General features: G+C 72.4%; 27 protein-coding genes and 1 tRNA gene. 11 read left to right on the plus strand and 17 right to left on the minus strand.

Annotated features, from left to right (window positions below; translation table 11 throughout):
• Positions 1–9: 9 nt before the first annotated feature.
• The 3 genes from AB0J97_RS20450 to AB0J97_RS20460 all read right to left on the minus strand — a co-directional run bounded on the left by AB0J97_RS20450 (position 10) and on the right by AB0J97_RS20460 (position 3,181).
• Positions 10–600: a DUF937 domain-containing protein gene (locus AB0J97_RS20450; RefSeq protein ID WP_364090858.1), complete on the minus strand. Its 591-nt coding sequence runs from the start codon at positions 598–600 to the stop codon at positions 10–12.
• A gap of 99 nt (positions 601–699) precedes the next feature.
• A complete protein-coding gene (gene ftsH, locus AB0J97_RS20455) occupies positions 700–2,619 on the minus strand; it encodes an ATP-dependent zinc metalloprotease FtsH (protein WP_364090863.1) in 1,920 nt (639 codons plus the stop codon).
• 37 nt (positions 2,620–2,656) lie between these two features.
• On the minus strand, positions 2,657–3,181 hold the full coding sequence (locus AB0J97_RS20460) for a hypothetical protein (RefSeq protein ID WP_364090866.1): 525 nt from the start codon (positions 3,179–3,181) through the stop codon (positions 2,657–2,659).
• A 40-nt stretch (positions 3,182–3,221) separates the two neighbouring features.
• Between AB0J97_RS20460 and AB0J97_RS20465 the strand changes: the two genes are divergently transcribed.
• Together AB0J97_RS20465 and AB0J97_RS20470 are read left to right on the plus strand one after the other, a co-directional pair.
• On the plus strand, positions 3,222–3,443 hold the full coding sequence (locus tag AB0J97_RS20465; protein WP_364090871.1) for a hypothetical protein: 222 nt from the start codon (positions 3,222–3,224) through the stop codon (positions 3,441–3,443).
• 181 nt (positions 3,444–3,624) lie between these two features.
• Positions 3,625–4,590 carry a DUF3616 domain-containing protein gene (locus AB0J97_RS20470; protein WP_364090875.1) on the plus strand — a complete coding sequence of 322 codons (966 nt, stop codon included), beginning with the start codon at positions 3,625–3,627 and terminating at the stop codon, positions 4,588–4,590.
• On the opposite strand, the gene AB0J97_RS20475 is transcribed toward AB0J97_RS20470, so the two are convergent.
• Both AB0J97_RS20475 and AB0J97_RS20480 read right to left on the minus strand, forming a co-directional pair.
• On the minus strand, positions 4,580–5,245 hold the full coding sequence (locus AB0J97_RS20475; RefSeq protein WP_364090878.1) for a peptidyl-tRNA hydrolase: 666 nt from the start codon (positions 5,243–5,245) through the stop codon (positions 4,580–4,582). The two genes, AB0J97_RS20470 and AB0J97_RS20475, sit on opposite strands and share 11 nt — an antisense overlap.
• The gene (locus tag AB0J97_RS20480; protein ID WP_364090881.1) at positions 5,245–6,513 is read right to left on the minus strand and encodes an MFS transporter; all 1,269 of its coding nucleotides are present in this window, start codon (positions 6,511–6,513) and stop codon (positions 5,245–5,247) included. The genes AB0J97_RS20475 and AB0J97_RS20480 overlap by 1 nt, the downstream gene beginning before the upstream one ends.
• A gap of 71 nt (positions 6,514–6,584) precedes the next feature.
• On the opposite strand from AB0J97_RS20480, the gene AB0J97_RS20485 reads away from it, so the two are divergent.
• Complete coding sequence (locus AB0J97_RS20485) at positions 6,585–7,535, plus strand: DJ-1/PfpI family protein (protein WP_357698762.1); 951 nt, start codon at positions 6,585–6,587, stop codon at positions 7,533–7,535.
• 28 nt (positions 7,536–7,563) lie between these two features.
• Here the strand turns inward: AB0J97_RS20485 and AB0J97_RS20490 are convergent, their stop codons facing one another.
• On the minus strand, positions 7,564–8,328 hold the full coding sequence (locus AB0J97_RS20490; RefSeq protein WP_364090885.1) for a class II aldolase/adducin family protein: 765 nt from the start codon (positions 8,326–8,328) through the stop codon (positions 7,564–7,566).
• Between the two features lie 38 nt (positions 8,329–8,366).
• A complete protein-coding gene (locus AB0J97_RS20495) occupies positions 8,367–8,816 on the minus strand; it encodes a hypothetical protein (protein ID WP_357698766.1) in 450 nt (149 codons plus the stop codon).
• A 38-nt stretch (positions 8,817–8,854) separates the two neighbouring features.
• Here AB0J97_RS20495 and AB0J97_RS20500 point away from each other — a divergent pair, with 38 nt between their 5' ends.
• Entirely contained in the window at positions 8,855–9,466 is a 612-nt protein-coding gene (locus AB0J97_RS20500) for a TetR family transcriptional regulator C-terminal domain-containing protein (RefSeq protein ID WP_364090888.1), read from the plus strand.
• On the opposite strand, the gene AB0J97_RS20505 is transcribed toward AB0J97_RS20500, so the two are convergent.
• Both AB0J97_RS20505 and AB0J97_RS20510 read right to left on the minus strand, forming a co-directional pair.
• Entirely contained in the window at positions 9,425–10,906 is a 1,482-nt protein-coding gene (locus AB0J97_RS20505; RefSeq protein WP_364090891.1) for an FAD-dependent monooxygenase, read from the minus strand. The genes AB0J97_RS20500 and AB0J97_RS20505 overlap by 42 nt on opposite strands.
• Positions 10,903–11,532, minus strand: a complete 630-nt coding sequence (locus tag AB0J97_RS20510) for a TetR family transcriptional regulator (RefSeq protein ID WP_364090894.1) — start codon at positions 11,530–11,532, stop codon at positions 10,903–10,905. Before AB0J97_RS20510 ends, AB0J97_RS20505 begins: the two co-directional genes overlap by 4 nt.
• A gap of 97 nt (positions 11,533–11,629) precedes the next feature.
• Between AB0J97_RS20510 and AB0J97_RS20515 the strand changes: the two genes are divergently transcribed.
• The 3 genes from AB0J97_RS20515 to AB0J97_RS20525 all read left to right on the plus strand — a co-directional run bounded on the left by AB0J97_RS20515 (position 11,630) and on the right by AB0J97_RS20525 (position 13,601).
• A complete protein-coding gene (locus tag AB0J97_RS20515) occupies positions 11,630–12,205 on the plus strand; it encodes an ABATE domain-containing protein (RefSeq protein ID WP_364090897.1) in 576 nt (191 codons plus the stop codon).
• A gap of 88 nt (positions 12,206–12,293) precedes the next feature.
• On the plus strand, positions 12,294–12,737 hold the full coding sequence (locus AB0J97_RS20520; RefSeq protein WP_364090900.1) for a VOC family protein: 444 nt from the start codon (positions 12,294–12,296) through the stop codon (positions 12,735–12,737).
• Complete coding sequence (locus AB0J97_RS20525) at positions 12,738–13,601, plus strand: pyridoxamine 5'-phosphate oxidase family protein (protein ID WP_364090903.1); 864 nt, start codon at positions 12,738–12,740, stop codon at positions 13,599–13,601.
• Here the strand turns inward: AB0J97_RS20525 and AB0J97_RS20530 are convergent.
• Positions 13,591–14,613, minus strand: a complete 1,023-nt coding sequence (locus AB0J97_RS20530; RefSeq protein WP_364090906.1) for a helix-turn-helix domain-containing protein — start codon at positions 14,611–14,613, stop codon at positions 13,591–13,593. The two genes, AB0J97_RS20525 and AB0J97_RS20530, sit on opposite strands and share 11 nt — an antisense overlap.
• Before the next feature lie 70 nt (positions 14,614–14,683).
• On the opposite strand from AB0J97_RS20530, the gene AB0J97_RS20535 reads away from it, so the two are divergent.
• Together AB0J97_RS20535 and AB0J97_RS20540 are read left to right on the plus strand one after the other, a co-directional pair.
• Positions 14,684–15,703 (plus strand): 3-oxoacyl-[acyl-carrier-protein] synthase III C-terminal domain-containing protein, encoded by a 1,020-nt coding sequence (locus tag AB0J97_RS20535; RefSeq protein WP_357698785.1) that lies wholly within the window; start codon positions 14,684–14,686, stop codon positions 15,701–15,703.
• A gap of 204 nt (positions 15,704–15,907) precedes the next feature.
• On the plus strand, positions 15,908–17,395 hold the full coding sequence (locus tag AB0J97_RS20540; RefSeq protein WP_364090910.1) for a von Willebrand factor type A domain-containing protein: 1,488 nt from the start codon (positions 15,908–15,910) through the stop codon (positions 17,393–17,395).
• 13 nt (positions 17,396–17,408) lie between these two features.
• Here the strand turns inward: AB0J97_RS20540 and AB0J97_RS20545 are convergent, their stop codons facing one another.
• The gene (locus AB0J97_RS20545; protein WP_364090912.1) at positions 17,409–18,074 is read right to left on the minus strand and encodes a tRNA-dependent cyclodipeptide synthase; all 666 of its coding nucleotides are present in this window, start codon (positions 18,072–18,074) and stop codon (positions 17,409–17,411) included.
• Between the two features lie 94 nt (positions 18,075–18,168).
• On the opposite strand from AB0J97_RS20545, the gene AB0J97_RS20550 reads away from it, so the two are divergent.
• Positions 18,169–18,241: transfer RNA gene (locus AB0J97_RS20550), tRNA-Ala, on the plus strand.
• Between the two features lie 30 nt (positions 18,242–18,271).
• Here the strand turns inward: AB0J97_RS20550 and AB0J97_RS20555 are convergent.
• The 3 genes from AB0J97_RS20555 to AB0J97_RS20565 all read right to left on the minus strand — a co-directional run bounded on the left by AB0J97_RS20555 (position 18,272) and on the right by AB0J97_RS20565 (position 20,800).
• Positions 18,272–18,676: a DUF3224 domain-containing protein gene (locus AB0J97_RS20555; protein ID WP_357698792.1), complete on the minus strand. Its 405-nt coding sequence runs from the start codon at positions 18,674–18,676 to the stop codon at positions 18,272–18,274.
• 35 nt (positions 18,677–18,711) lie between these two features.
• A complete protein-coding gene (locus AB0J97_RS20560; RefSeq protein WP_364090916.1) occupies positions 18,712–19,503 on the minus strand; it encodes an LLM class flavin-dependent oxidoreductase in 792 nt (263 codons plus the stop codon).
• A gap of 91 nt (positions 19,504–19,594) precedes the next feature.
• The gene (locus tag AB0J97_RS20565) at positions 19,595–20,800 is read right to left on the minus strand and encodes an FAD-binding protein (RefSeq protein WP_364091055.1); all 1,206 of its coding nucleotides are present in this window, start codon (positions 20,798–20,800) and stop codon (positions 19,595–19,597) included.
• 66 nt (positions 20,801–20,866) lie between these two features.
• Between AB0J97_RS20565 and AB0J97_RS20570 the strand changes: the two genes are divergently transcribed.
• Positions 20,867–21,214: a PLDc N-terminal domain-containing protein gene (locus AB0J97_RS20570; protein WP_364090919.1), complete on the plus strand. Its 348-nt coding sequence runs from the start codon at positions 20,867–20,869 to the stop codon at positions 21,212–21,214.
• A gap of 7 nt (positions 21,215–21,221) precedes the next feature.
• Here the strand turns inward: AB0J97_RS20570 and araA are convergent, their stop codons facing one another.
• Genes araA through araB form a run of 3 tightly spaced genes read right to left on the minus strand, consistent with a single transcriptional unit; the run spans position 21,222 to position 24,936 of the window.
• Positions 21,222–22,676, minus strand: a complete 1,455-nt coding sequence (gene araA / locus AB0J97_RS20575) for an L-arabinose isomerase (RefSeq protein WP_364090922.1) — start codon at positions 22,674–22,676, stop codon at positions 21,222–21,224.
• Positions 22,673–23,320 carry an L-ribulose-5-phosphate 4-epimerase gene (locus tag AB0J97_RS20580; RefSeq protein WP_364090924.1) on the minus strand — a complete coding sequence of 216 codons (648 nt, stop codon included), beginning with the start codon at positions 23,318–23,320 and terminating at the stop codon, positions 22,673–22,675. The genes araA and AB0J97_RS20580 overlap by 4 nt, the downstream gene beginning before the upstream one ends.
• Positions 23,317–24,936: a ribulokinase gene (gene araB, locus AB0J97_RS20585; protein ID WP_364091058.1), complete on the minus strand. Its 1,620-nt coding sequence runs from the start codon at positions 24,934–24,936 to the stop codon at positions 23,317–23,319. The genes AB0J97_RS20580 and araB overlap by 4 nt, the downstream gene beginning before the upstream one ends.
• Positions 24,937–24,945 lie beyond the last annotated feature (9 nt).

The following is a 24,945-nucleotide window of genomic DNA, read 5'->3' on the forward strand; positions in this document are numbered from 1 at the left end:
CCCGCGCGGTCACCAGTCGTGGTTGGGGGTCCCTCTGGCGGGCTGCCGGTCGGCCGGGTCGTACGGGCCGCCCTGGGCCGGGACGGCGCCGCCGAAGATGCCGCTGAGCAGGCCGTCGAGCAGGTGGCCGAGGCCGCCGGGCAGCGAGGCGTGCTCCTGGCGCAGGTCGGCGGCGAGGGCGGAGGCGTCCATGTTCGCCTTGGCGGCGCGGTTGGCCAGCAGGGACATGACCATGGGGGCGACGAGGGGAAGCAGTCTCATGATGGTGCCGGAGCTGACGCAGGCCAGTTGCGAGAGCCCGGCGGCGGCCCGTTCGGTGCCCTGGCCGCCGAGGACGTGGCCGAGGATGCTGTGGCCGTCGCGGGTCAGCGAGGCCACGTCGCCGTTGAAGGGGTCGGTGTCGACGTGGTCTTCGAGGGCGCCGCGCAGGGCCTCCGCGCCGTCGGGGTGTTCGGCGTTGCGGGCCATGCCGCCGAGGACCGTGCCGGCCACGGCCTCGACGACCTTGCGCGCCGTGGCCGTGTCGGTGCCGAGCATCCCGGCGATCTGGTCCACCCCTGAGTCGCCGAGCTGAGCGAGAAGCTCGTCATTCAGTGTCAAGACGGTCCCCCGATCTGAGTCGCGGGAGACGTTCCCCGGCCGTGATCGAGCCAAGGCCGGGGTTCCCCTAAGTCTCGGGAAAGCCGGGTTTCCCGGGGTTCAGTCGAGGGCGGGCTGCTTGCTGCCGCTGGCCAGGCCGGCGGCGGCGTACGCGCTCACCTCGTCGAGCGTCTCGTGTTCGAGCAGGGCCGCGACGATGCCGTCGAGCCGTTCCCGGTTCTCGGTGAGCACCTGGACGGCGCGTTCGTAGCACTCGTCCACGATGCGCCGTGCCTCCTCGTCCACCGTGGCGAGGGTGGCCGGCGACGCCTGCGGCGCGGAGCCGTCGTTGGGCAGGATGGTCAGCGGGCCGACCTTCTCCGACATGCCCCATCGGCCCACCATGCCGCGCGCGATCATGGTGACCTGTTCGAGGTCGTTCTCGGCGCCGGTGGTGATGATGCCGTAGACCACCTGCTCGGCCGCCATGCCGCCGAGCGCGCCGGTGATGCGGCCGCGCAGGTACTGCTCGTCGTAGGCGTAGCGGTCGGTGTCGGGGGTGGACAGCGTGACGCCGAGCGCCCGGCCGCGCGGGATGATCGAGATCTTCCTGACCGGGTCGGCGCCGGGCTGGAGCATGCCGAGCAGGGCGTGTCCGGCCTCGTGGAAGGCGGTGCGGGTGCGCTCCTCCTCCGGCATCACGATGCTGCGCGCCGCGCCGAGCTGAAGCTTCTCCAGCGCGTCCGCGAAGTCGGACATGTCGACCTTCTCCTTGCCGCGCTTGGCGGCGAGGAGTGCGCCCTCGTTGACGAGGTTGGCCAGGTCGGCACCGGTCATGCCGGGGGTGGTCTTGGCGATGCGGTCGAGGCTGACCTCGCCGTCGAGCGGCACGCCGCGCGAGTGCACCTCCAGGATCGCCGTGCGCCCGGCCGCGTCGGGCAGGCCCACCTGCACCGTACGGTCGAAGCGCCCGGGACGCAGCAGCGCCGGGTCGAGGATCTCGGGCCGGTTGGTGGCCCCGATGACGATCACGCCTTCGGCGCCGGAGAAGCCGTCCATCTCGGTGAGGATCTGGTTCAGCGTCTGCTCGCGCTCGTCGTGGCCGCCGATGCCGCCCGCGCCGCCGCGGGCCCGTCCGATGGCGTCGATCTCGTCGATGAACACGATCGAGGGAGCGACCTTGCGGGCCTCCTCGAACAGGTCGCGCACGCGCGAGGCGCCCACGCCGACGATCATCTCGATGAACTCGGAGGCGCTGGCCGAGAAGTACGGCACCTTCGCCTCGCCCGCCACGGCCCTGGCCAGCAGCGTCTTGCCGGTGCCGGGAGGGCCGGCCAGCAGCACGCCCTTGGGCAGCTTGGCGCCCAGCCTGCGGTACTTGCCGGGGTCCTTCAGGTAGTCGACGACCTCGACGAGCTCGTTCTCCACCTCGTCGATGCCGGCGACGTCGTCGAACGTGACGCGCACCTTGCCGGCCTCGACCGGCTTGGCGGCCTTGGACTTGCCGAGCCCGCTCAGGCCGCCGCCCATCATGCTCGCGCCGCGGCGCATGACCCAGATCCACAGGCCGGCCAGCAGCAGCACGGGCAGCAGCGACAGCAGCAGGTTGGAGAAGAAGCCCCGGGTCAGCGGCTTGGAGGTGGTCTCCACCTGGGCCGACTTGAGCTGCTGGTCGAGCTGGTCGGTGTTGGCGAAGGCGGGGATCTCGGTCTGGAACTTGGTGTAGGACTCGCTGCTCTCGGGGTTCTTGGCCGAGCTCCTCAGGTCGCCCTCGACCGACAGCCCCTGGGCGTAGATGTCCTTGACGTTCTTGGCGTCGACCTGCTTGGTGAACTCGGTGTACGAGATCGTCTCGACCGAGTTGCTGTCCACGAAGGACGACACGACGAAGAAGCCCGCGTACACCACGAGCAGGGTGACGACGAATCGCCACCAGTTGATCTTGGGCCGCCCGCCAGGCGAACCGGGCAGGCCCTCCGAGCGCCAGGGCGGCTTGACCTTGCCCTTGTTCGGTGCCTGCGGCGGTCCAGAGCGTTCCACGGCGTCACTCCCCCACATCGCCGCATACATGATCTTTCTAGCCTAGAACACGCACTCCCGAGACCACGCGGCCAATATCACGCCAACGCTTTCTCTGCGAGTCAGGCACTGTGACGAACGCAAGTCCTGGCTTGCTCATTCCCCCGTCCATGACTACGACGGCCGCTCTTGACGATTGTTTGCCGTATTTGACGCGATATACGAGCATCCATCCGGTTTTAACCCGTTGCGAGGCGAGCCAGCTGATCTTGGAGCCCTTGGGGTGGTGGTTGAGCGTCCAGCGGGCGGCCAGCAGCGCCGTGTCGCGCGGCGACCTCTGCTCCATGATCGGCAGCGGGCAGGTCACGAGCATGCCGCGCAGCTTGCCGCCGCGCGCCGCCGGCAGCACCTGCTTGCTGGTGAACGGCGCCGCGCCGTGCGTCTTCCACGGCTTGCCCAGCCGGGGCACGGCCAGGCCGGTGCGCCTGTCCTTCACCACGCTCTTGGCCGGCCGAGGCAGGGCCATGCGCTTGACGCGGCCGGTCAGCCGGGGCACGCGCGGGTCGGCGTACAGGGCCTGCATGGCGGTGTAACCGGGCGCGAGGGAGGAGCCCGGCGACGGTGTGGGGGTCGGGACGGGGGGCGAGGAAGTGGGGGACGAGGAAGTGGGGGACGACGTCGGCGTGGGGGTGGCCGACGACGTGGGGGCCGGAGCGGACGAGGCGGGTGCGGCCGGCGGCGCGGTTACCGGCCCCGCCACGACCTCGTCCGGCCCGGACGGGAGCGCCAGGACGATCACCGTGGCGCCGAGCGCCACGGCCGCCACGACGGCGAGCCCCCGATAGATCGACCGCATCCGGACATCGCCGATGCGGGAGCGCCTGGGCGGTGAAACGGGGGTCGCAGGGCGGTCTGTGGTTCTCACTCGTGAACCCTCGGTCTCATCTTCCCCATGGAGCACGACGGGAGCGTACGACATATCCCGCCATTGCGTGTGTGAAGCGACCGAAGTGCAATCATGGCGGGGTGGAACAGGTGGAACTGCGGTTCGGCGAGGACTCCCGGTTCGCCCAGACGCACACGAACCTCTCGGCGGTCAGGTGGGAGCCGACGGGCCTGTGGGTGGCCGGCGACGAGACCGCCACCGTCGAACGGCTCACCTGGACCGGCGACCACTTCGGCGACGAGCGCTCGTTCGCCCTGGCCGACTACGTCGAGCTGCCGGCCGGGCGCTTCGACGAGGCCGACATCGAGGGCCTGGCCAGGGCCGACGGCCACCTGTGGGCGGTCGGCTCGCACAGCCTCAAACGCCGCAAGGCCAAGCCGGGCGAGCCGGAGAAGTCGATCAGAAGGCTGGGCACGGTCGTCCGCGAGGAGAACCGGTTCATCCTGGTCCGCCTGCCGCTCGACGAGACCGGCGAACGGCCGCTGCCCGGCGCGATCCTGTCCGGCGGACGCAACGTCGCCGCCATGCTGGCCGACGACCGCCATCTGGCGCCGTTCCTGGCGCTGCCGGGCAAGGACAACGGGCTCGACATCGAGGGCATCGCGGTCGTGGGCGAGCGGGTCTACCTGGGGCTGCGCGGGCCGGTGCTGCGCGGCTGGGCGGTGGTGCTGGAGATCCGGCCCGTGGACGACGGCGGCGGCCGGTTACGGCTCGACGGGCCGTACCGCAAGCACTTCCTCGACCTCGGCGGGCTGGGCGTGCGGGACATGTGCCCGCACGGCGGCGACCTGCTGCTGCTCACCGGCCCCACCATGAGCCTGGACGGCCCCGTTCGGGTCGTGCGCTGGCGGGAACGGCAGGACGGCGGGCTCGTGCCCGCACACGACCTGGAGACCGTCCTGGAGCTGCCCTACGGCGTCGGCGACGACCACCCGGAAGGGCTGGCCGTGCTGCCCGACGGCCGGCTCATGGTCGTCTACGACAGCCCGTCGCCCGCCCGGATCACCCCGGCGGGCGGCGTGCTGGCCGACATCTTCACGATCTAGCCACCCGCCCGAGGAGCCAGGGCGCCTCGGCGACGAACGTGCACGAACCCGGCTCGATCTCGGTGAACCCGGCGTCGCGCACCACGGGCAGCCCGGCGGCCACCTTGGCGTCGAAGTCGTCCCGGTCCGGCGCGGCGCGCACGGAGACCGCCAGGCCGTCCGCCCGCCAGGCGGCCCGCTCGGCCTCGTCGCTGGCCCACCAGGCGAGCTGCGCGGCGTGCCCGGCCTGGGCCATGGCCTTGCCCGCCGACATGGTCAGCCTGGGGTTCTCCCACAGGACCGGCGGGCCGGACGGTTCGCCGGGCTCGGCCGTGTCACTCAGCTCGGTGCCGCCCACCTGGAGCCGGGCCAGATCCTTGGGCCAGGCGTCGAGCGGGACGGGCGGGTGCACCCGCACCTCCGCCGTGCGGTGCTCGATCGTGCGGCCGGGCAGCGCGGCGGCCCTGCGCCACTCGGCGCCCCTGGCGCGGCGCACCACCTTGCGGATCTTGCCGGTGGACTGCCAGGCGTGCAGCTCGGCGGCCCACTCCCCCGGGCCGTCCAGCAGGCTCAGCACGGCCATGGCGGCGGCCTCCAGCGCGTCGGTGCGCTCGGGGGGAGCGGCCCTCTCGATCCTGACCACGAGGGGGAGGACCATCAGTTCGGTCTCGTTCATCACCGTCTAGCATGCCGGATGGCCAGGGACATTCCCGCGGCCAGGAGGCAGAGGGCGCCGGCGGCGTACCAGGCCAGGTCGTAGGCGCCGAGCCGGTCGCGGGTCAGGCCCGCGCCCACGGCGGCGATCGCGGCGCCCACCTGGTGCGAGGCGAACACCCAGCCGAACACGACGGCGCCGTCCTGGCCGTAGATCCGGCGGCACAGGGCGACGGTGGGGGGCACGGTGGCCACCCAGTCCAGGCCGTAGAACACGATGAAGATCAGCATGCTGGGCTCGGTGGTGGCCGCGAACAGGCCGGGCAGCAGCATCAGGGACAGGCCGCGCAGGCCGTAGTAGACGCCGAGCAGCAGCTTGGGGTTGATCTTGTCGCTGAGCCAGCCGGAGGCGACCGTCCCGACGATGTCGAAGACGCCGATGATCGCGAGCAGCCCGGCGGCGACCGGCTCGGCCATGCCGTGGTCGTGCGCGGCGGGGATGAAGTGGGTGCCGACCAGGCCGTTCGTGCTCATGCCGCAGATCGCGAAGCCGCCGGCGAGGAACCAGAAGGCGCGCGTGCGCGCGGCCGAGCGCAGCACCGTCAGCGCCCGCGCCGCCGCGTTCCCGGCGGCCGGCCTCGTCCGTACGGCGTCCGCCTCGGCGCCGAGAGCCGTCGTGCCCACCTCCTCGGGGTGGTCGCGCAGCAGCCACCAGACGAACGGCACCACCGCCAGCGCGGCGGCGGCCACCGTCAGGGACGCGGCCCGCCAGCCCGGCCCCTCGGCGAGCTGGGCCAGCACCGGCAGGAAGATCAGCTGCCCCGTCGCGCCCGCCGCGGTCAGGATGCCGGTGACGAGCCCCCGGTGCCGGACGAACCAGCGGTCGGTCACCGTGGCGGCGAACACCAGCGCCATCGACCCGGTGCCGAGCCCGATGAACACGCCCCAGAACAGCAGCAGGTGCCAGCTCGCCGTCATGATCACGGTGAGCCCGCTGCCGACCGCGACCAGCAGCAGCGCCAGCGACACCACGCGGCGCATGCCGAAGCGGTCCATCAGCGCGGCGGCGAAGGGGGCGGTCATCCCGTAGAGCACCAGGTTGATCGACACGGCGAGCGAGATCGTGCCCGTGCTCCAGCCGAACTCGTCGTGCAGCGGGGTGATCAGCACGCCGGGGGTGGCGCGGAAGCCGGCCGCGCCGAGGATGGCCACGAAGGCCACGGCCGCGACCCACCAGGCGCGGTGGATCCTGGGGGTCCGCGTGGGGGTGGGGGTGGTGCTCAACGTCATGCGCCAATCCTGATTTACAGGCATTTAGTGGCGCGAGTGGCCCGAAAGCCAATATGTGCAAGAATCAGGCCATGGCCCACCGAGTCGCGGTCGTCGTGCTGAACAACTTCGCCCCGCTCGACCTCGGCGTGCCCGGCCAGGTCTTCCAGTCGGCCGAGACGCCGGACGGCGAGAAGCTCTACGAGGTCGTGACCTGCTCCCCCGACCGCGAGCCGGTCCGCTGCACGGCCGGCTACACCGTGCTGCCCGACCACGACCTCGACGTGCTCGACACGGCCGACACGGTGCTGGTCCCGGGCATCCACGGGGGCCGGGCGATGAAGGACGGCACGATCACCGCCACCTTGCGCGCGGCCCTTCAGGACCGCCCGCGCGTCATGTCGATCTGCACGGGCGCGTTCGTCCTGGCGGCGGCGGGCCTGCTGGACGGCCGCCCGGCCACCACGCACTGGCGCGAGGCGGCCCGGTTCGCCACCCTGTTCCCGCTGGTCAAGCTGGACCCCGACGTGCTGTTCGTGGACGACGGCGACGTGCTGACCTCGGCCGGCGTCGCGGCGGGCCTCGACCTGTGCCTGTACGTGATCAAGCGCGACCACGGCGCCGAGGTGGCCAACCGGACCGCCCGCCGCTGCGTGATGCCCCCCTGGCGGGACGGCGGCCAGGCACAGTACATCGAGCGTCCCCTGCCGCACGACGACGCCGGCGGCACCGCCGCGACCCGCGACTGGATGCTGGCCCACCTCGACGCCCCGCTCGACCTCAACGCGCTGGCCGGCCACGCCAGGATGAGCGTGCGCACCTTCACCAGGCGCTTTCGCGAGGAGACCGGGATGAGCCCGGCCAAATGGCTGACCGGCCACCGCGTCGGCCACGCCAGGCGCCTGCTGGAGACCACCGACCTCGGCGTGGAGGACGTGGCCAGGCGCTCCGGCTTCGGCACGGCGGTCTCGCTCCGCCAGCACCTGCACGCGGCCGTGGGCGTCGCGCCGCTGACCTACCGGCACACCTTCCGCCGCTCCTGAGCCGCTCGCCGGGAAGGCGCGGGACGGCCTACTCGAACAGGTCGGGCTGCTCGCGCACGATCTGGTCGTGCAACGGCTGGTAGTTGATCCAGCCGACCAGGTCGTTGCCGATCTGCTGGTGGGTGAGGGCGGCGTTGTCGGGCTCGATGGGCACGACCTGCCCGGCGGCCTTGGCGAGGAGCTGCACCTGCGCCGAGCGTTCCATGGTGATGAACCACCAGGCGGCCGCGTCCACCGTGTCGCCGACGGTCAGCAGGCCGTGGTTGCGCAGCACGAGGGCCTTGTTGCCGCCCAGGGTGGCGGCGATGCGCTTGCCCTCCTCCAGGTCGGTGACGACGCCCGTGTAGTCGTCGAACAGCGCGTTGTCCTGGTAGAAGGCGCAGGCGTCCTGGGTGATGGGCTCGATGGTCTGGCCGAGCGCCGACAGGGCGCGGCCGTGGACGGAGTGGCTGTGGGCGGCCGCGACCACGCCGGGACGGGCCTGGTGCACCTGGGAGTGGATGGCGAAGGCGGCCTCGTTGACGTGGTAGCGGCCCTCGACGACCTGGCCCTCGTGGTTGACGAGGATGAGGTCGCTGACCCTGACGTGCTTGAACGACATGCCGAACGGGTTGACCCAGAAGTGGTCGCTCAGCTCGGGGTCGCGGGCGGTGATGTGCCCGGCCACACCCTCCTCGAACCCGAACCTGCCGAAGATGCGCAGCGCCGCCGCGAGCCGCTCCTTGCGGTGCCGCCGCTCCTCCTCGATCGTCTCGAACGTCGGCGGCAGGCGGAAGATGAGGTTGTCCGGCATGGCTCTCCTCGTGCACAGAATGTTGTTCTGACCGCAGACTAGCGCCTGAACGGCACGCCCGCCGTCCGCGATCTGGCCAGGATCACCAGGGCCTCCCCGAGCAGGCCGACGCCGATCGACAGCGGGATCGACCTGACCTCCTCGTGCATGCCGGCGGCCAGCGCCAGCGCGCCCACGCCGAAGCTGATCGCGAACGTCACGGCCCACACGACCAGCGTCTTCCAGGTGTAACGCTGCCAGAGCACGCCGTCCTTGGGGAACACCTGCGTGGTGGCCGCCCTGAGTGCGCCGAAGGCCACGCCGATCAGGGCGGTGACCGCCAGCCACGTGACGTCGAGAACGGTCGGGTGCACGTCGAGCAGGCCGTGGAGGCCGATGCCGATGAGGATGACCGGCGGCGCGTACACGTCCTTGGCGATGAGCGGCTGGCCGATCATGCGCCTGGCGACGGCGTAGACGACGAGCGCGGCGATTAGTAGCACGTCCATGCTAAATAAAGTAGCAGGGGCGTGCTATAAAGGACAACATGCCGAAAGTCGTCGATCCCGAGGCCCGCCGCGACGAGGTGGCCGACGCCGTGTTCCGGGTCGTGCGCCGCGCCGGGTTCGAGCAGGCGTCGCTGCGCAACGTGGCGGAGGAGGCCGGGCTGGCCATCGGCTCGGTGCGCCACTACTTCGCCGGGCACACCGAGCTGATGACCTTCGCGATGCGCGCCTCGATCGAGCGGGTCGGCGCGCGCCTGGAGGAACGCGTCGGCCCGCTGCTCGCCGCGCAGGACGGCGAGGAGCGGGCCGAGCGGGTCGAGCTGATGTTGTCGGAGCTGCTGCCGCTGGACGAGCCGCGCCTGGAGGAGGCGGCCGTCTGGCTGGCCTTCACGACGGCCGCGCGCACCCGGCCCGAGCTGCGTCCCCTGGCCCGCGAGGCGTACGACGGCATGCGCCGGCTGGTCGGCCGCATCGTCGAGGGCATCGCCGCGCACGGCGGCCTGGGCGACGCCGAGGTGGAGACCGAACGGCTGTGCGCGCTGATCGACGGGCTCACGGTCGAGGGCGTGCTGCACCCCGAGCGGATGACGCCCGCGCTGATGCGCCGCTGCCTACGCCGTCATCTCGACACCCTTGCCGAACCACGTCTCTAGCGCCCGCGTCAGCGTCTCGTCCGGCGTGCCGGCCCAGGCCACGTAGCCGTCGGGGCGCACCAGCACGGCCTCTGCCGGGCACGACGGCACGGTGACCGTCTCGACCCGCTCGTGGCGTACGCGCAGCTCGCCGGTGCGGTCGAGCAGCAGCGGCCGGGCCCGGGAGGCGGGCTCCGGCGGCAGGTCGGCCAGGAACCGGCCGGCCAGCGGATGCCCGTCGCCGGGCGTCGGGTAGGGCAGGTCGGAGCCCGCCAGGAGCGCGGCGAAGCGCCGCCGGTTGGCGTCGTCGCCCAGCAGCTCGGCGAACAGCTCGCGCAGGGCCGTCACGTCCGGGCCCGGCGCGGCCAGGGCGAGCTGGGCGCTGGAGTGCATGGCCACCCGCTCGGCGGCGGGCCTGCGCTCGGCGTCGTAGGTGTCGAGCAGCCCGGCCGGCGCCCAGCCCTGGAGCTCGGCGGCCAGCTTCCAGGCCAGGTTGGCGGCGTCCTGGAGGCCGAGGTTGAGGCCGGGAGCGCCCATGGCGGAGTGCACGTGGGCGGCGTCGCCCGCCACGAAGACGCGGCCCGCCCGGTAGCGGTCGGCCACCCGGGTCTCGCGGCCGTTCAGGCGCCTGAGCAGGTGGGGGCCCTCGCCGGTGGGCGGGCCGAGCGGGAGGTCAGCCCCGAGCACGCGGGCCAGGCTCGCGCGCAGCTCGCCGATGGTCATCGGCTCGTCGTCGCCGGGGATCTCGCCGCCCCACTCCATCGAGGTGACCGAGAGCACGCCCGGCCCCGCGGGCAACATCGCGTACGCGCCGCGCTCGGTCCGGTGCCAGGTGTAGAGCACGAACGTGCCGTGGCCGGGCACGTCCATCTCGACCGTGCCGGGGCTCACGACCGCTCCCGGCACGGTGACGTGGGCCGTACGGCTCACGACGTCGGCCGCGCGCACCCCCGGGAAGCCGATGCCGGACCGCTTCCTGACCAGGCTGTGGGCGCCGTCGCAGCCCACCAGGTAGCGCGTACGCAGCTCGTAGGGGCCTTCGGGGCCCGACACCGAGAGCGTGACGCCCTCGCCGTCCTGCTCGAAACCGGTCAGCTCGTGGCCGCGCCGGATCTCCGCGTCCAGCTCGACGGCCCGCCGCTCGAACAGCTCCTCCAGCTCGGGCTGCCGGACGCCGAGGGCGCGCAGCGGATTGCCGTCGAGCCCGGCCAGGTGGAGCGGCATGGCGCCGAAGACGAACGCGGGCACGGGCGCGGGCGCCGTGGTGAGGCCGCGCTGGTGCAGCAGGCCGACGACCTGGCCGATGATGCCGTTGGCCTTGGGCTGGTCGCTGCGGACGGGCAGGCGTTCGAGCACGACGGGCCGCACTCCGGCCAGGCCGAGCTCGCAGGCCAGCATCAGGCCGTTGGGGCCGCCGCCGGCGACGACGACGTCGACGGTCGTGAGCTCTTGTCGGGTCACGAGGTCTCTCCTTCAGGCGAGGGGCAGGGGGCGGGCAGTCCGGCGGCCAGGCAGCCCAGGGCCTCGCGCAGCAGCGGCACCAGCGGGACGGGCGGATCGGAGCGCAGCCAGTGGCCGACGGCGACCTGCACGGCGGCGCTCACCGTGGCCGCCACCAGGTGCGGGTAGAGGTCGCGGCGCGCGTCGGCGCCCGTGCGCTCGGCCACGGCCGCGGCCAGCTCGCCGTCGGCCGCGAACTGGGCCTTGAGCGCCTCGGCGCGCAAGGCGGGCTCGCCGGCCAGCAGGCGGGTGAGGGCCAGCCGGTCGCCGTCGGGCGGCGCGGGGCTGGCCATGGCCTGCTCCCACGGCTCGGCGACCGCCGCGACCAGCGCCTCCCACAGCGGCTCGGCCGCCGGACGGGCGCGCAGCACGGCCACCGTCCGCCGGACGCGGTCGGTGTGGCGGGCGGCGAGGGCCTCGTACTTGCTGGAGAAGTAGTTGTTGAACGTGCGTGGCGACACGCCGACCAGGTCGGCGACGTCCTCCACCCGGACGTTCTCCAGCCCGCGCTCCAACGCCAGCCGGAGCGCCGCGTCCATCAGCGCCTCGCGGGTCGCCTGCTTCTTCCGTTCCCTCAGTCCGCTCACTCTTTCAGAGTACGCACTTTTGCGGAGTAAGCAATCTTTCCGAATGAGCATTTTTTTACTAACGGAAAAAGGCGCCGGCCGGCGTTAGATTGGAGGCATGTCCACCATCCTGACCATGGAGTTCGCCGGTACGGTCAGGGCCGACCGCTCGGGCCCCGTCGACCGGCTGCGCGACGCCGGTGCGATGACCGAATGGGTCCGCGAGCACGCGGCCGACCTGGGCGTCCCGCCCGACTTCACCGCCACGGAGGAGCTGCGCGAGCAGACCGTACGGCTGCGCCAGGCCGTCAGGGCACTCCTGGCCAGGGCGATCGCCCCCGACCCGCCGAGCGTCGCGGACGCCGGCCGCCTGCCCGGCTTCGCCGAGTCGCTGGCCCTGGTGAACGCGACCGCCCTGGCCGCCCCCACCGCTCCGCAGCTGTCGTGGACCGGCGAGCCGTCGCTGACCCTGGTCCCGGCCGTGAAGGCGAACCCGTCCACGCGCCTGCGGGGGCGGCTGGCCGTCGCGACCGTGGAGTTCCTGGCCGGGCCCGACCACACCCTGCTGCGCACCTGCGGAGCTCCGCGCTGCGTGCTCTATTTCGTCAAGGAGCACGCGCGCCAGGAGTGGTGCTCGCCGGCCTGCGGCAACCGCGCGCGGGCGGCCCGCCACTACCGGGAGCACAAGAAATAGCCTCATCTAACGCCACTGAGCCGGTTTTGCCGTTATATTGTTTTCTAACGGCAAAACAGCCGCGCAGGCGTTAGACGAGGAGAGTCGTATGTCATTCCAGACCGGGCACGTCGGGCTCAATGTCACCGACCTCGACAGGTCCAAGGAGTTCTACGGCCGCGTCTTCGGCTTCACCGTCGCGAGCGAGTCCCAGGAGGACGGCCGCCGCTACGCCCTCCTCGCCCAGGACGGCAAGCTCGTGGTGACGCTCTGGCAGCAGAGCGACGGCCGCTTCCCCACCGCCCTGCCCGGCCTGCACCACCTGTCCTTCCAGGTCGAGGACCTCGCCGCGGTGCGCAGGGCCGAGCAGGTCGTGCGGGAGATCGGCGCGACGCTGCACCACGGCGGCGTGGTCCCCCACGGCGAAGGCGCCACCTCAGGCGGCGTGTTCTTCGAGGACCCCGACGGCATCCGGCTGGAGATCTCCGCACCCGGCGCCGCCGGTGACCGTCCCGCCCCCAGTGCCGGCGCCCCGACCTGCGGATTCTTCTAAATGAGACATCCAGGGGAGATCGCCGTCCAGGCGCGGGCCGGGGTGCGGACGCCGGGCGCGTTCGGCAGCTCGCGCACCCGTCCGGAGATCCCCGAGGTGGCCGCCGCGTTCCTGCGGGCCCAGCACCTGCTGGTGGCGGGCGCGGCCGACGACCTCGGCCGGGTGTGGGCCGACGTGCTGACCGGCCCGCCCGGGTTCGCCGACGCCGACGCCGACCGCACGATCACCGTCCGGGCGCTGCCCTCGGCGCCCCTGCGGGACCTGTTCACGGCGGAACGCGACATCGGGCTGCTGGCCATCGAGCCGCACACCCGGCGCCGGATGCGCGTGAACGGCACCGCCGTACAGGCAGGGGACGGGCTGGTGATCTGGACGGAGCAGGTGTACTCCAACTGCCCCAAGTACATCCAGACCCGCGAGCCCACCGCCGCGCCGGGCCTCCCCGAGGTCGTCGGCGGCGGGACGGCGTTCGCGCCGCACCACGCCGAGTGGATCGGCGCCGCCGACACGTTCTTCATCGCCACCCGCGCCGAGGGCCTGGGCGCCGACGTCTCGCACCGAGGCGGCAACCCGGGGTTCGTCCGGGTCACCGGGCCGGGATCGCTGGAGTTCCCCGACTACACCGGCAACTCGATGTACATGACGCTCGGCAACCTGGAGCTGGACCCCGCCGCCGGGCTGCTGTTCGTCGACTGGGAACGCGGCCGCACCCTCCACCTGACCGGGCGGGCGGAGGTGGACTGGAGCGCGGAGCAGCGGTCGGTGCGGTTCGAGCTGACCGCGTACACGGAGGTGGACGGCACGGTCGGCGCGGGGTGGACCGCGCCGGGCCTCCACCGCTTCAACCCGCCCGTCACCCGCTGACGGCGGCGGACCTGCCAGGTGAGGGGCCGAAGGTGCGGCGGTAGGCGGAGGGCGAGGTGCGCATGGCCCGCGTGAAGTGGTGCCGGAACGTCGCCGGGCTCTCGAACCCGACCGCCGCCCCGATCTCCTCCACCGGCGCCGCCGTCGACTCCAGCATCGACAGGCTCGCCGCCACCCGCTGCGAGATCACCCACCGCAGCGGGCTGGTCCCGGTCTGCCGCTTGAAATGCCTGATGAACGAGCGTTGCGACATGTGTGCCACCCCGGCCAGGTCCGCCACGCCGATCGGCTCGGCCAGGTGTTCCAGCGCCCATCCCATCGCCCTGGCCACGCCGCCGTCGTCCGTGACGGGCGTGACGGCGGCCTCGATGAACTGGGCCTGACCGCCCTCCCGGTGCGGCGGGACGACCAGGCGGCGGGCGACCGCGTTGGCCACGTTCGGGCCGTGGTCGGTGCGTACCAGGTGGACCAGCAGGTCGAGGCCGGCCGCGCTGCCCGCGCTGGTCAGCACGTCGCCGTCGTCCACGTACAGGACCGAGGGGTTGACGCGGACGGCGGGGTGGCGACGCTGGAGCAGGTCGGCGTAGCGCCAGTGGGTGGTGGCCTCGCGGCCGTCCAGGAGGCCGGCGGCGGCCAGCGCGAACGCGCCGGAGCAGATCGAGACCATCCGGGCGCCCCGGCCGTGGGCCAGGCGCAGCGCCTCGACCAGCTCGCCGGAGACCTCGCCCCGGACGTCCGCCACGCCGGGCACGATCACCGTCCCGGCCCCGGCCAGGACGTCGAGCCCGTGCGCGGCCTGCATGGTGAACCCGCCGACCACGCGCAGCGGCTCGGGCGTCTCGGCGCACACCTTGAGGTCGTACCAGGGCACGTCCAGCTCGGGCCGGGGCAGCCCGAAGAACTCCACGACGCACCCGAGCTCGAACGGCGCCATCCCGTCGAAGGCCAGCACGGCGACCGTGGGCAGACGGGCGGGCGACGGGAGCGGACGGACGGTGGACGGAAACGGCACATCCGCATATTAACCGCCCATATCCGGTGCCAGCAGGTTAGCGCCCCCCTCCCTGCGGCAGGAGTGATATATGCATATTTCGGGGGTAGAGACCGTTTTCCCCGATCACCGCTACGAGCAGGCGGAGATCACCGAAGCGTTCTCCCGTCTGACGGACTGCGACGAGGAGCTGCTGCGGCACTTCCACGCGGCCACCGGCGTCGTGGGCCGAAACCTCGCGCTCCCGCTGGACGGCTACACCAAGCTCGACTCCTTCGCCCGGGCCAACGCCCTGTTCATCGAGATCGCCCTCGACCTGGGCGAACAGGCCGTGAGGGGCGCCCTCGAAAAGGCCGACGTGCCGCCGGGGAAGGTCGACCACCTGCTGTTCTGCTCGACCACCGGCCTGGCCACCCCCTCCCTGGACGCCCGGCTGGCCCAGCGCCTCGGGTTGCGCGGCGACGTCAAGCGGGTGCCCGTGTTCGGCCTCGGCTGCGCGGCCGGGGCCTCGGGCCTGTCGCGCCTGTACGACTACCTGCGCGGCTGGCCCGACCAGGCCGCCGTGCTGGTCTGCGTGGAGCTGTGCTCGCTGACCATCCAGCGCGACGACACCTCGATCGCGAACCTGATCGCCAGCGGCCTGTTCGGGGACGGCGCGGCGGCCGTCGTGGGCACCGGACGCGGCAAGGGCCCCGAGGTGGTCGCCACCCGCAGCAGGCTCTACCCCGACACCGAGCACCTGATGGGATGGGAGGTGGGCGACCACGGCTTCCACATCGTGCTCGACGCCGACCTCACCGACTTCGTGGACCAGGTGCTGGCCGACGACATCCGGGGCTTCCTGGCCGACTACGGCCTGACCCCCGACCAGGTGCCGACATGGATCTGCCACCCCGGCGGCCCCAAGGTCATCGAGAAGATCGTGGACAGCCTCGACCTCGACCCCAAGGCTTTGGACGTGACCTGGCGGTCGCTGCGGACGTACGGGAACCTGTCGTCGGTCTCGGTGCTGCACGTGCTCCAGGAGACGCGCGGCCATCCCGGGCGCCCCGCCGTGCTGATCGCGCTGGGCCCCGGCTTCTCCGCCGAGCTGCTCCTGCTTCACTGGTGATGACGACCGGGCGACGGCCGCACCGGTGATAACGGCCGGGCGACGGCGGCCTTCCCAGGCCCGGCGCGACCGCCCGCGCATGCCACCTCATTGATCCCTGTTCGTCACAAATGATCACGCGACGATCGCGGTTTGTACTCGCTTGCGTCTCCGGCCCGGCCGCTGCCACCCGAATCCCCGTCATAGGACGCGGAGGTGGTTGCGATGAGATTTCGTCCCTTAGCCATTCGTCCCTTAGCCATCAGCGTCGGGCTCGCCGCGCTCCTCGGACTCGCCGCGTGCGGCGGCTCCGGCGGATCGTCCGGCAGCGCGGCGCGGGCCCCGCTGTCGGACGCGCAGCGTCGGCCCGCGCCGAGCGCGTCCGCGACCGGCGCCCAGGAACCCGAGCAGGACACGACCAAGGCGCAGATCTCCACCTTCGCCCTGGACGTGGACACCGCCTCGTACGGCTACGCCCGCCGTACGCTCCAGGAAGGACGCTGGCCGGCGCCCGGCGAGATCCGCCCCGAGGAGTGGGTCAACGCCTTCCGGCAGGACTACGCGCAGCCCACCGACGACGGCTTCGCCGTGCACGTGGACGGCGCGCGGCTGCCCGGCCGCGACGAGGCCGTGCTCCGCGTGGGCCTGCAGACCCGCGCGTCCGACGCCGCCGCGCGCCGCCCGGCCAACCTCACGTTCGTGGTCGACGTCTCCGGCTCGATGGCCGAGACCGGCCGCCTCGACCTGGTCAAGTCGTCCCTGCACAAGCTGCTCGACCAGCTCGCGCCCGGCGACCAGGTGTCGCTGGTGGCCTTCAGCGACGAGGCGGAGGTGCTGGCCTCCATGACGCCGCTCACCGCCCGGAGCCAGCTCCACGCGGCGGTGGACGAGCTGGACACCGCCGGCGGCACGAACCTGCAGAGCGGCGTCCTGACCGGGTACCGGGAGGCGTCCCAGGCGTTCCGGCCCGCCGCCACGAACCGGGTCATCCTGCTCTCCGACGGCCTGGCCAACCAGGGGGAGACCGAGTGGCGGACCATCGTGGAGCAGGTCAAGGAGTACGCGGGCAAGCAGGTCACGCTGCTCACCGTCGGCGTCGGCCGCGACTACGGCGACGAGCTGATGGAGCAGCTCGCCGACAACGGCGACGGCATGGCCGTCTACGTGGACTCCGAGCAGGAGGCCGACAAGGTCTTCACCACCCAGCTCCCGGCCAACATCGAGGTACGCGCGCGCGACGCCAAGGCGCAGGTCGTCTTCAACCCCTCGGTCGTGGAGACCTACCAGCTCATCGGGTACGAGAACCGCACGTTGTCGGCCGAGGAGTTCCGTGACGACAGCCGCGACGGCGGCGAGATCGGCCCCGGCCACTCGGTCACCGCCCTGTACGCCCTCCGCCTCAAGCCGGGCGCCCGGGGCCAGCTCGCCCAGGCGACGGTGCGCTGGCAGGACCCCGACACCCGCGAGGCCGCCGAGGCCGGCAAGTCGCTGCGCGCCGACGACCTGAACGACTCCATCTGGACCAAGACGCCGGTCAGGCTGCAGGTGGACGTGGTGGTCGCCGCCTTCGCGGTCTACCTGCGGGACAGGAAGGCGTTCGGCCTGGACCTGCCGACCCTGCGCGAGCACGCCGGGCGCCTGGCACAGGCGTCGGAGGACCCGATGGTCACCGAGCTGGTCACCCTGATCGACAAGGCCGGCTCGGTCGGCTGACCACCCGGCGGGATCAGGCGGGGTCGGGGGCCAGCCGGGAGGACACGAAGCCCTGGTGGGGCGAGCGCGAGACGGGCAGCGCGCCCGCGTAGAGCTCCCCCACCATCGGCCTGGGCTCCGGATGGCAGAACACCGACGAGCCCGTGCGCAGGATCGCCGGGCTGTTCATCACCAGCGGCAGCCAGGCCAGCAGGAAGGGCAGCGCGTTCGCGGCCTGCTCGGGGGTGAGCTCCTGGCCGCCGACGACCGGCAGCACCGCCGCCACGCACCGCTCGCGGAACGACGCGTCCTTGGCGGCCAGCCGTTCCAGCTCCCGCCGGGACCGCCGGTAGGCGCGGTTGCCGGTCAGCTCGCCGCAGTCGAAGACGGTGGCGTTGGCCGCGCCCATGCCTTCGAGCACCCGGATCACCCGGTTGCGCGTGTTGTTGGCCGCCGACCGCGCCTTGATCAGCGCCGCCCCGGACGGCACCCCGCGCGCGACCAGCGTGCCGGCCAGCTCGACGCCCGGCACGAGCACGTGGACGCCGGTGAACGTGCGGGTCGCCCACTCCAGCAGACTGCGGATGGCCCGAAGGGTGAAGAACCCGTCGAACGCGCTGACCTCGACGACGGCATGCTCATGAGCGGCGAGGATCTTCGCGCACCGCGCGGTCAACGGGACGGCCTGCACGCTGGACATGGCACGGAGAGTAGCAAGATTTGACTGTGCGTATGCCTGGTACGCGCATGTGTTTCGCCGGTCCCGAAGTCCTATACACTTGTGATCGCAGCAAGGGGCTATGGCGCAGTTGGTAGCGCGCCTCCATGGCATGGAGGAGGTCTGGGGTTCGAATCCCCATAGCTCCACCCCTCATCCGCCCGGGCGTTCGTCCCGGGTCATTCTTCCGCCCGCAGCTCGTAGTCCATCGTGTAGGAATGCGAGCCGTCCGGGGCGATGGTGATGGTCATCCCTCCCCTGAGGCCGGTCAGTTCGCCGGTGCCCGAATCGGGGACGACCGTGACGGTGAGCGACTGCTCCCCACGGTCGCTCATCGCCTGGTGCGCCACGACGAAACTGCCCTTCCGGCCCTCCAGGGTGCCCTCGACGCGTTCGAGCGCCACGTACGCGCGCGAGTCCTCGACCGGGGTCGAGGTCACCATCAGGTGGACGACGCTCGTCCCGGTCAGGTCGCCGTGGAAGGTCTTGGTCATGCTGACGAGGCCGAGCGTGACGCCGTCGCGGTCGTCGAAGGACGGCTTGGCGTCCCAGCCGGCGGTGTCGAAGGTTCCCTTTGCGGTCATGGGGCCATCGTGCCGGTCATACCTGTCAGGTTGCGTCAGGTACCGGCCAGGCGTTCGACGACGGGCGCGAAAGCGTCGATGAACTGGGCGTTCACCGTGACGTACGAAACGCCGAGGCGGTCCCTGCGCCGCCGGAGGGTCTCGGCCATCTCGTCGGGGGTGCCGGTGAGCAGGCCGGTGGCGTCGGGGCCGAGCGGGCCGAAGCGGCCGGCCAGCCAGGCGGGCGGCTCGCTGCCCGCGGCCACCAGGTTCATGCCGAGCTCCAGGTCGTGGAAGCGGTCGCCGGCCAGCTCGTACAGCTCGTCCAGCTTGGCCGCGACCTGGTCCTCGGTGTGCTGCGGCGGCACGCCGAGCGCCACCGTGTCGGCCTTGCGCGCGGCCAGCCCGAGCACGCGGGCGCCGGTCGCGGCGACCAGGATCGGCACGTCCTTGACCGCGTCGATCGTCGCGGCCAGGCGTTCCACGCGTTCGGCCGGGGTGCCGAACGGCACGCCGAGCGCCGCCGCGTCCTGCTCGGCGCCGGGACGGCCGGCGCCCAGCCCCAGCTCGAAGCGTCCGCCGGTGAGGGTGTGCAGGGTGGCGGTCTCCCAGGCGACGGTCTCGGGCGTCCGGTACGGGGCGCTGACCACGTACGTGCCGACGCGCAACGTCGTGGTGACGGCGGCGGCCGTGGCCGCGGCGGCGAACGGCGACAGCGTCCCGAGCGTGTCGGGCACGAGCAGGGTGGCGAAGCCCAGGCTCTCGACCCTGCGGGCCAGCCCGGTCCATGCCTCGGCGTTGAGCGCGTAACCGGCGACGGCGCCGAATCTGAACGGGTGATCGGTCATGCGCTCCACGATGCCGCGCCGGGCCGGCGGGCACATCGTCCGCCGGACCGGTGACCCGCTACGACGGCGGGTGCATGCCCGGCACGGGCCGCTACTCCCCCAGCAGTAGCCGGACGAAGTCGTTGGCGAACTTGCCCGCCGGGTCCAGCCGCCGGACCAGCTCGCGGAAGTCGTCGGGGCAGGCGGGCCGGCGGGTGGACAGCTTGCCCCAGTGCGGCAGCGGCTCGAAGGGGGCGAGCGTCCGCTCGACCATGTCGAGCGCCGGGAGCACGGTGGCGACATCCCTGACCCAGGTGAAGTGCACGCCCACGCTGTCGCGGTCACGGAAGGGGCTGAGCCACAGGTCGTCGGCGGCGATCGTGCGCACCTCCGAGACCCGCAGGGCCGGCCGGACGCGGTCGCCGACGGCGTACAGCTCGCGCAGCGCCTCGACCGCGTGCGCCCGGGGCAGCAGGAACTCCGACTGGAGCTCGTCGCCGGCGCCGCTCGGCGGGGCGTCGGGGCGGAAGTGCGGCAGCCGCTCGTGCCAGGGGCCCGGCACGCCGAGCTGCGTGGTGCAGGCGTCGGCGGGCATGCCGGCCAGCGGGTGGCGGGGCCCGGGAGCGGGACGGGTGCCGTACCAGGAGTCGTCGGTGAACTCCTCGCGGCGCTTCAGCCAGACCCGGGTGTCGCGCCAGTCGGTGAACAGGCTGACGCTGTAGCCGTTGGCCATGATGTCGTCGAATCCGTCGAGGGCGTCGGGCGTCAGGCCCTCGCGGACGTACTGGCGCAGCTCGAAGGCCGGTACGAGGTCGAGCGTCAGCGTGCTGACGACGCCGAGCGCGCCCAGCGCGACGACCGCCCCGGCGAAGTCGTCGTCCCCGCGTGACAGCGACAGCAGCGAGCCGTCGGCGGTGACCAGCTCCAGCCCGGACACGGCGGCGGCCAGGCAGCGGTTGGCGTCGCCGGAGCCGTGCGTGGCGGTGGCGACCGAGCCGCCGACCGAGATGTGCGGGAGCGAGGCCAGGTTCTCCAGCGCGAACCCGGCCGCGTGCAGCGCCTGGGCCAGCCGCGCGTACGTGGTGCCGGCCGCGACCCGGACCTTGCGCGCCGCGCTGTCGATCTCGATCGTCGCGGGCATGCGGTCGAGCACGACGAGGTCGCCGGTGGTGTCGGCGACGTCGTTGAAGGAATGACCGCTGCCCAGCGCCCGCACCCGGTCGCCGGCGGCCACCAGGCCGCGCAGCTCGTCGAGGCCGGCGGGACGGTGAACGGCTCGCGCCCGGAAGGCGGTGTTGCCCGCCCAGTTGGTCAACATCACGGCTTCACCCTATTCATCCGAATTCGCTTGCCGATGTTCCCGCCTGTCACTACGTTCGGCCCCGTGCTGTATCTGTCCGAGGCCATGGGCCTGGCCACCCTCGTGCTGTGGCTCTACTGCCTCTTCGACGTGATCACCACGCCGGACGCGGTCTGCAGGAACCTGCCCAAGATCGTATGGGTGCTCGTGGTCCTGCTGTTCCCACTGGTCGGCTCGGTCATCTGGCTCGTGGCGGGCCGCCCGGAACGTGCCCCGCAGGCGGCCGCGCGCCCGAGCGCCTTCCCCGAGTACGACCGCCCGGGGCGCTTCGCCGCCACCAACCCCGACGACGACGAGGAGTTCCTGCGCCGCTGCCGCGAACGCGCCGAGGAGCAGCGCAGGAACGCCCCGAAGAAGCCGCCGGAGGACTAGGAACGGACTAGAAGCCCTGGGCCAGGCGGTAGTACGCCTGGTTCCAGCGCATCTCCTTGACGAACTGCGCCGTCGTGGTGTCCTTGTCGATCACCAGCAGCTCGACGCCGAGCATGTCGGCCAGGTCGGTGAGCTCCTCGCGTCCGACGGCGGTGGACAGCACGGTGTGGTGCGGCGCGCCGGCGGTCAGCCACGACTCGGTGGAGGTGCGCAGGTTCGGCCGCGGCGACCAGACGGCGCGGGCCACGGGCAGCCTGGGCAGCGGCTCCGGCGGCGCGACGACGTCGATCTCGTTGGCCACCAGGCGGAACCGGTCGCCCATGTCGGCCAGGCCGACGACGACGCCGGGGCCGGGCGCGGCGTCGAACACCAGCCGCACCGGGTCCTCCCGCCCGCCGATGCCCAGCGGATGGATCTCGCACGACGGCGTCCCGGCGGCGATGGACGGGCAGACCTCCAGCATGTGCGCGCCGAGGATGAGCTCGTTGCCGGGCGTCAGGTCGTAGGTGTAGTCCTCCATGAACGACGTCCCGCCGGGCGTCATCGACTTGAGGGTGCGCAGCAGGACCGAGGTCTTCCAGTCGCCCTCGCCGCCGAAGCCGTAGCCGTCGGCCATCAGGCGCTGCACGGCCAGGCCGGGGAGCTGACGCAGGCCGCCGAGGTCCTCGAAGTTGGTGGTGAAGGCCCGGAAGCCGCCGCTCTCGAGGAAGCCGCGCAGGCCGAGCTCGATCCTGGCGGCGTACCGCAGGGACTCGTTGCGTTCGCCGAGCAGCTCGGGGGCCACCCGGTACAGCTCGGCGTACTCCTTGACCAGCGCGGACACGTCGGCGTCGGAGGCCGCGTCCACGGCCTCGACCAGGTCGTTGACGCCGTAGGTGTTGACCGAGACGCCGAACCGGAGCTGCGCCTCGACCTTGTCTCCCTCGGTCACGGCCACGTCGCGCATGTTGTCGCCGAAACGGGCCAGCTTGAGCGCCCGCACCTCGGCCACGCCCCTGGCCGCGCGCGCCCACGCCTCGATGCGCGCGCCGACCGCCGGGTCGCTGACGTGCCCGGCGACGGTCTTGCGCGGCACGCCGAGCCGGGTCTGCACGAACCCGAACTCGCGGTCGCCGTGCGCGGCCTGGTTGAGGTTCATGAAGTCCATGTCGATCGAGCTCCACGGCAGCTCGACGTTGGCCTGCGTGTGCAGGTGCAGCAGCGGCTTGCGCAGCGCGTCGAGGCCGGCGATCCACATCTTGGCCGGGGAGAAGGTGTGCATCCAGGCGATGACGCCGGCGCACTCGTCGTCCGCGTTGGCCTCCAGCATGACGCGCCTGATCGCCGTGGCGTCGGTCAGCACGGGCTTCCACTGCACGGGCACGGGAAGCTGCTCGGCGATGCGCCGCGACTGCTCGGCCACCTGGCGCAGCGTGTCCTCGCCGTACAGTCCCTGGCTGCCGGTCAGAAACCAGATGTTCAACGCGGGCTCCTCTGTCCGTAGACGTTCTGATAGCGGTCGTACAGGCGGTCGACGTGGGCCGGGCCGATGGGCAGCGGCGTGCCGAGCTGCCTGGACACGTGGACGGTGCGGGCGACGTCCTCGCACATCACGGCGGCCTTGACGGCGGCCTTGGGGTCCTTGCCGATGGTGAAGACGCCGTGGTTCTGCATGAGGACGGCCGGCGAGCGGTGGCCCGCGAGCGTCTCGACGATGCCCTGGCCGATGGAGTCGTCCCCGATCAGCGCGAACGGGCCGACCGGGATCTCGCCGCCGAACTCGTCGGCCATCGCCGTCAGCACGCACGGGATGGGCTCGCCGCGCGCGGCCCACGCCGAGGCGTAGGTCGAGTGGGTGTGCACGACGCCGCCGACCTCGGGCATCTTGCGGTAGACGTAGGCGTGCGCGGCGGTGTCGCTGGAGGGTGCGTGGGCGCCCTCGACGAGGTTGCCGTCGAGGTCGCACACGACCATGTTCTCGGGGGTCAGCTCGTCGTAGGAGACCCCGGACGGCTTGATGACGAACAGGTCCTCCCCCGGGATGCGGCCCGAGACGTTCCCCGCCGTCCAGACGACCAGGCCGTACCGGACCAGCTCCGCATGAAGCCTGGCGATGGTGGTTCTCACTGGGCGGCCTCGTTCCTGATCGTGCGGAGCGTGTGGAGCATGCGTCCGTCCCCGAAGTGGTCGTGCAGTTCGCGGTACTGGGCGTACAGGCGGTCGTAGGCGTCGGCGCGGGCCTCGTCGGGCACGTACGCCGCCCGCGTGCGCTTGCCCATGGCCGCCGCGGCCTCCTCGATGCCCGGGTAGGCCCCGGCGGCGACGGCGGCGTGGATCGCCGAGCCGAGCGCCGGGCCCTGGTCGGAGCCGATGACCGACAGCGGGCGGCGCAGCACGTCGGCGTAGACCTGCATGAGGAAGCGGTTCTTCAGCAGCCCGCCGGCGACCACGAACTCCTCGACGGGCACGCCCGACTTCTCGAACGTCTCGACGATCATGCGGGCGCCGTACGCGGTGGACTCGATGAGCGCGCGGTAGACGTCCTCGGGCCTGGTGGCGAGGGTCTGGCCGACGATCACGCCGGACAGGTCGTGGTCGACCAGCACCGAGCGGTTGCCGCCGAACCAGTCGAGCGCGACCAGCCCGTGCGCGCCGACGGCCTGGCGCTCGGCCAGCTCGGTCAGGCGCTCGTGGCCGTCGGTGCCGAAGGAGTCGACGTACCAGGCGAAGATGTCGCCGACGGCGGACTGGCCGGCCTCATAGCCCCACAGGCCGGGCACGATGCCGTCCCGGACGACGCCGCACATGCCGGGCACCTCGGCCAGCCGGTCGCTGGGCATGATGTGGCAGGTGGAGGTGCCCATGATGGCCACCATCTGGCCGGGGCGCACGGCGTCCGCGGCGGCGGCGGTGACGTGGGCGTCCACGTTGCCGACGGCCACGGCGATGCCCTCGGGCAGGCCGGTCCACGCGGCCGCCCGCGCGGTCAGGACGCCGGCGAGGCCGCCGAGGGGGGCCAGGGTGGTGCCGTTGACGTCGTCGCCGACCACACCGGTGGCCAGTTTGCCGGCGAAGCCGGAGAAGCCGGGGTTCAGGGCGGCGAGGAAGTCCTCGGAGGGGTAGCTCCCGTCCTGGAAGACGCCCTTGTAGCCGGCCGTGCAGATGTTGCGGCTCTCGACGCCGGAAAGCTGCCAGATGATCCAGTCGGCCGCCTCGATCCAGCGCTCGGCCCTGGCGTACACCTCGGGGGCCTCCTCCAGGACCTGGAGGGCCTTGGCGAACTCCCACTCGGAGGAGATCTTGCCGCCGTAGCGCGGCAGCCAGCTCTCGCCCCGGGTCGCGGCCAGCTCGTTGATCCGGTCGGCGTGCGGCTGGGCGGCGTGGTGCTTCCACAACTTCGGCCAGGCGTGCGGCTGCTCGGGCGTCTCGAAGCACAGGGGCGTGCCGTCGGCCGTGGTCGGCAGCACGGTGCAGGCGGTGAAGTCGGTGCCGATACCGATCACGTCCTCGGCGGCGACCCCGGCGGCGGCCAGGGCCTCGGGCACGGCCACGCGCAGCACGTCCAGCCAGTCCCGCGGGGACTGCAGCGCCCAGTCGGGGCCGAGGCGCACGCCGGTACCGGGCAGCGTGTGCTCGATGACGCGCTCGGCGTACTCGTGGACGGCGCTGCCCAGCTCGGCGCCGTCAGCCACGCGGACGACGACCGCGCGCCCCGACAGCGTGCCGAAGTCCACTCCGACCACGAACTTGTT

The sequence above is a fragment of the Nonomuraea sp. NPDC049607 genome (genome assembly GCF_040675375.1).
In the GTDB taxonomy this organism is placed as follows: Bacteria; Actinomycetota; Actinomycetes; order Streptosporangiales; family Streptosporangiaceae; genus Nonomuraea.

Coding starts and splice junctions, on each gene's coding strand:
- AB0J97_RS20460 (WP_364090866.1), bottom strand. CDS start 3,181: ATGCAGGCCCTGTACGCCGACCCGCGCGTGCCCCGGCTGACCGGCCGC.
- AB0J97_RS20475 (WP_364090878.1), bottom strand. CDS start 5,245: ATGAACGAGACCGAACTGATGGTCCTCCCCCTCGTGGTCAGGATCGAG.
- AB0J97_RS20480 (WP_364090881.1), bottom strand. CDS start 6,513: ATGACGTTGAGCACCACCCCCACCCCCACGCGGACCCCCAGGATCCAC.
- AB0J97_RS20485 (WP_357698762.1), top strand. CDS start 6,585: ATGGCCCACCGAGTCGCGGTCGTCGTGCTGAACAACTTCGCCCCGCTC.
- AB0J97_RS20490 (WP_364090885.1), bottom strand. CDS start 8,328: ATGCCGGACAACCTCATCTTCCGCCTGCCGCCGACGTTCGAGACGATC.
- AB0J97_RS20495 (WP_357698766.1), bottom strand. CDS start 8,816: ATGGACGTGCTACTAATCGCCGCGCTCGTCGTCTACGCCGTCGCCAGG.
- AB0J97_RS20500 (WP_364090888.1), top strand. CDS start 8,855: ATGCCGAAAGTCGTCGATCCCGAGGCCCGCCGCGACGAGGTGGCCGAC.
- AB0J97_RS20515 (WP_364090897.1), top strand. CDS start 11,630: ATGTCCACCATCCTGACCATGGAGTTCGCCGGTACGGTCAGGGCCGAC.
- AB0J97_RS20520 (WP_364090900.1), top strand. CDS start 12,294: ATGTCATTCCAGACCGGGCACGTCGGGCTCAATGTCACCGACCTCGAC.
- AB0J97_RS20525 (WP_364090903.1), top strand. CDS start 12,738: ATGAGACATCCAGGGGAGATCGCCGTCCAGGCGCGGGCCGGGGTGCGG.
- AB0J97_RS20535 (WP_357698785.1), top strand. CDS start 14,684: ATGCATATTTCGGGGGTAGAGACCGTTTTCCCCGATCACCGCTACGAG.
- AB0J97_RS20540 (WP_364090910.1), top strand. CDS start 15,908: ATGAGATTTCGTCCCTTAGCCATTCGTCCCTTAGCCATCAGCGTCGGG.
- AB0J97_RS20545 (WP_364090912.1), bottom strand. CDS start 18,074: ATGTCCAGCGTGCAGGCCGTCCCGTTGACCGCGCGGTGCGCGAAGATC.
- AB0J97_RS20555 (WP_357698792.1), bottom strand. CDS start 18,676: ATGACCGCAAAGGGAACCTTCGACACCGCCGGCTGGGACGCCAAGCCG.
- AB0J97_RS20560 (WP_364090916.1), bottom strand. CDS start 19,503: ATGACCGATCACCCGTTCAGATTCGGCGCCGTCGCCGGTTACGCGCTC.
- AB0J97_RS20565 (WP_364091055.1), bottom strand. CDS start 20,800: ATGTTGACCAACTGGGCGGGCAACACCGCCTTCCGGGCGCGAGCCGTT.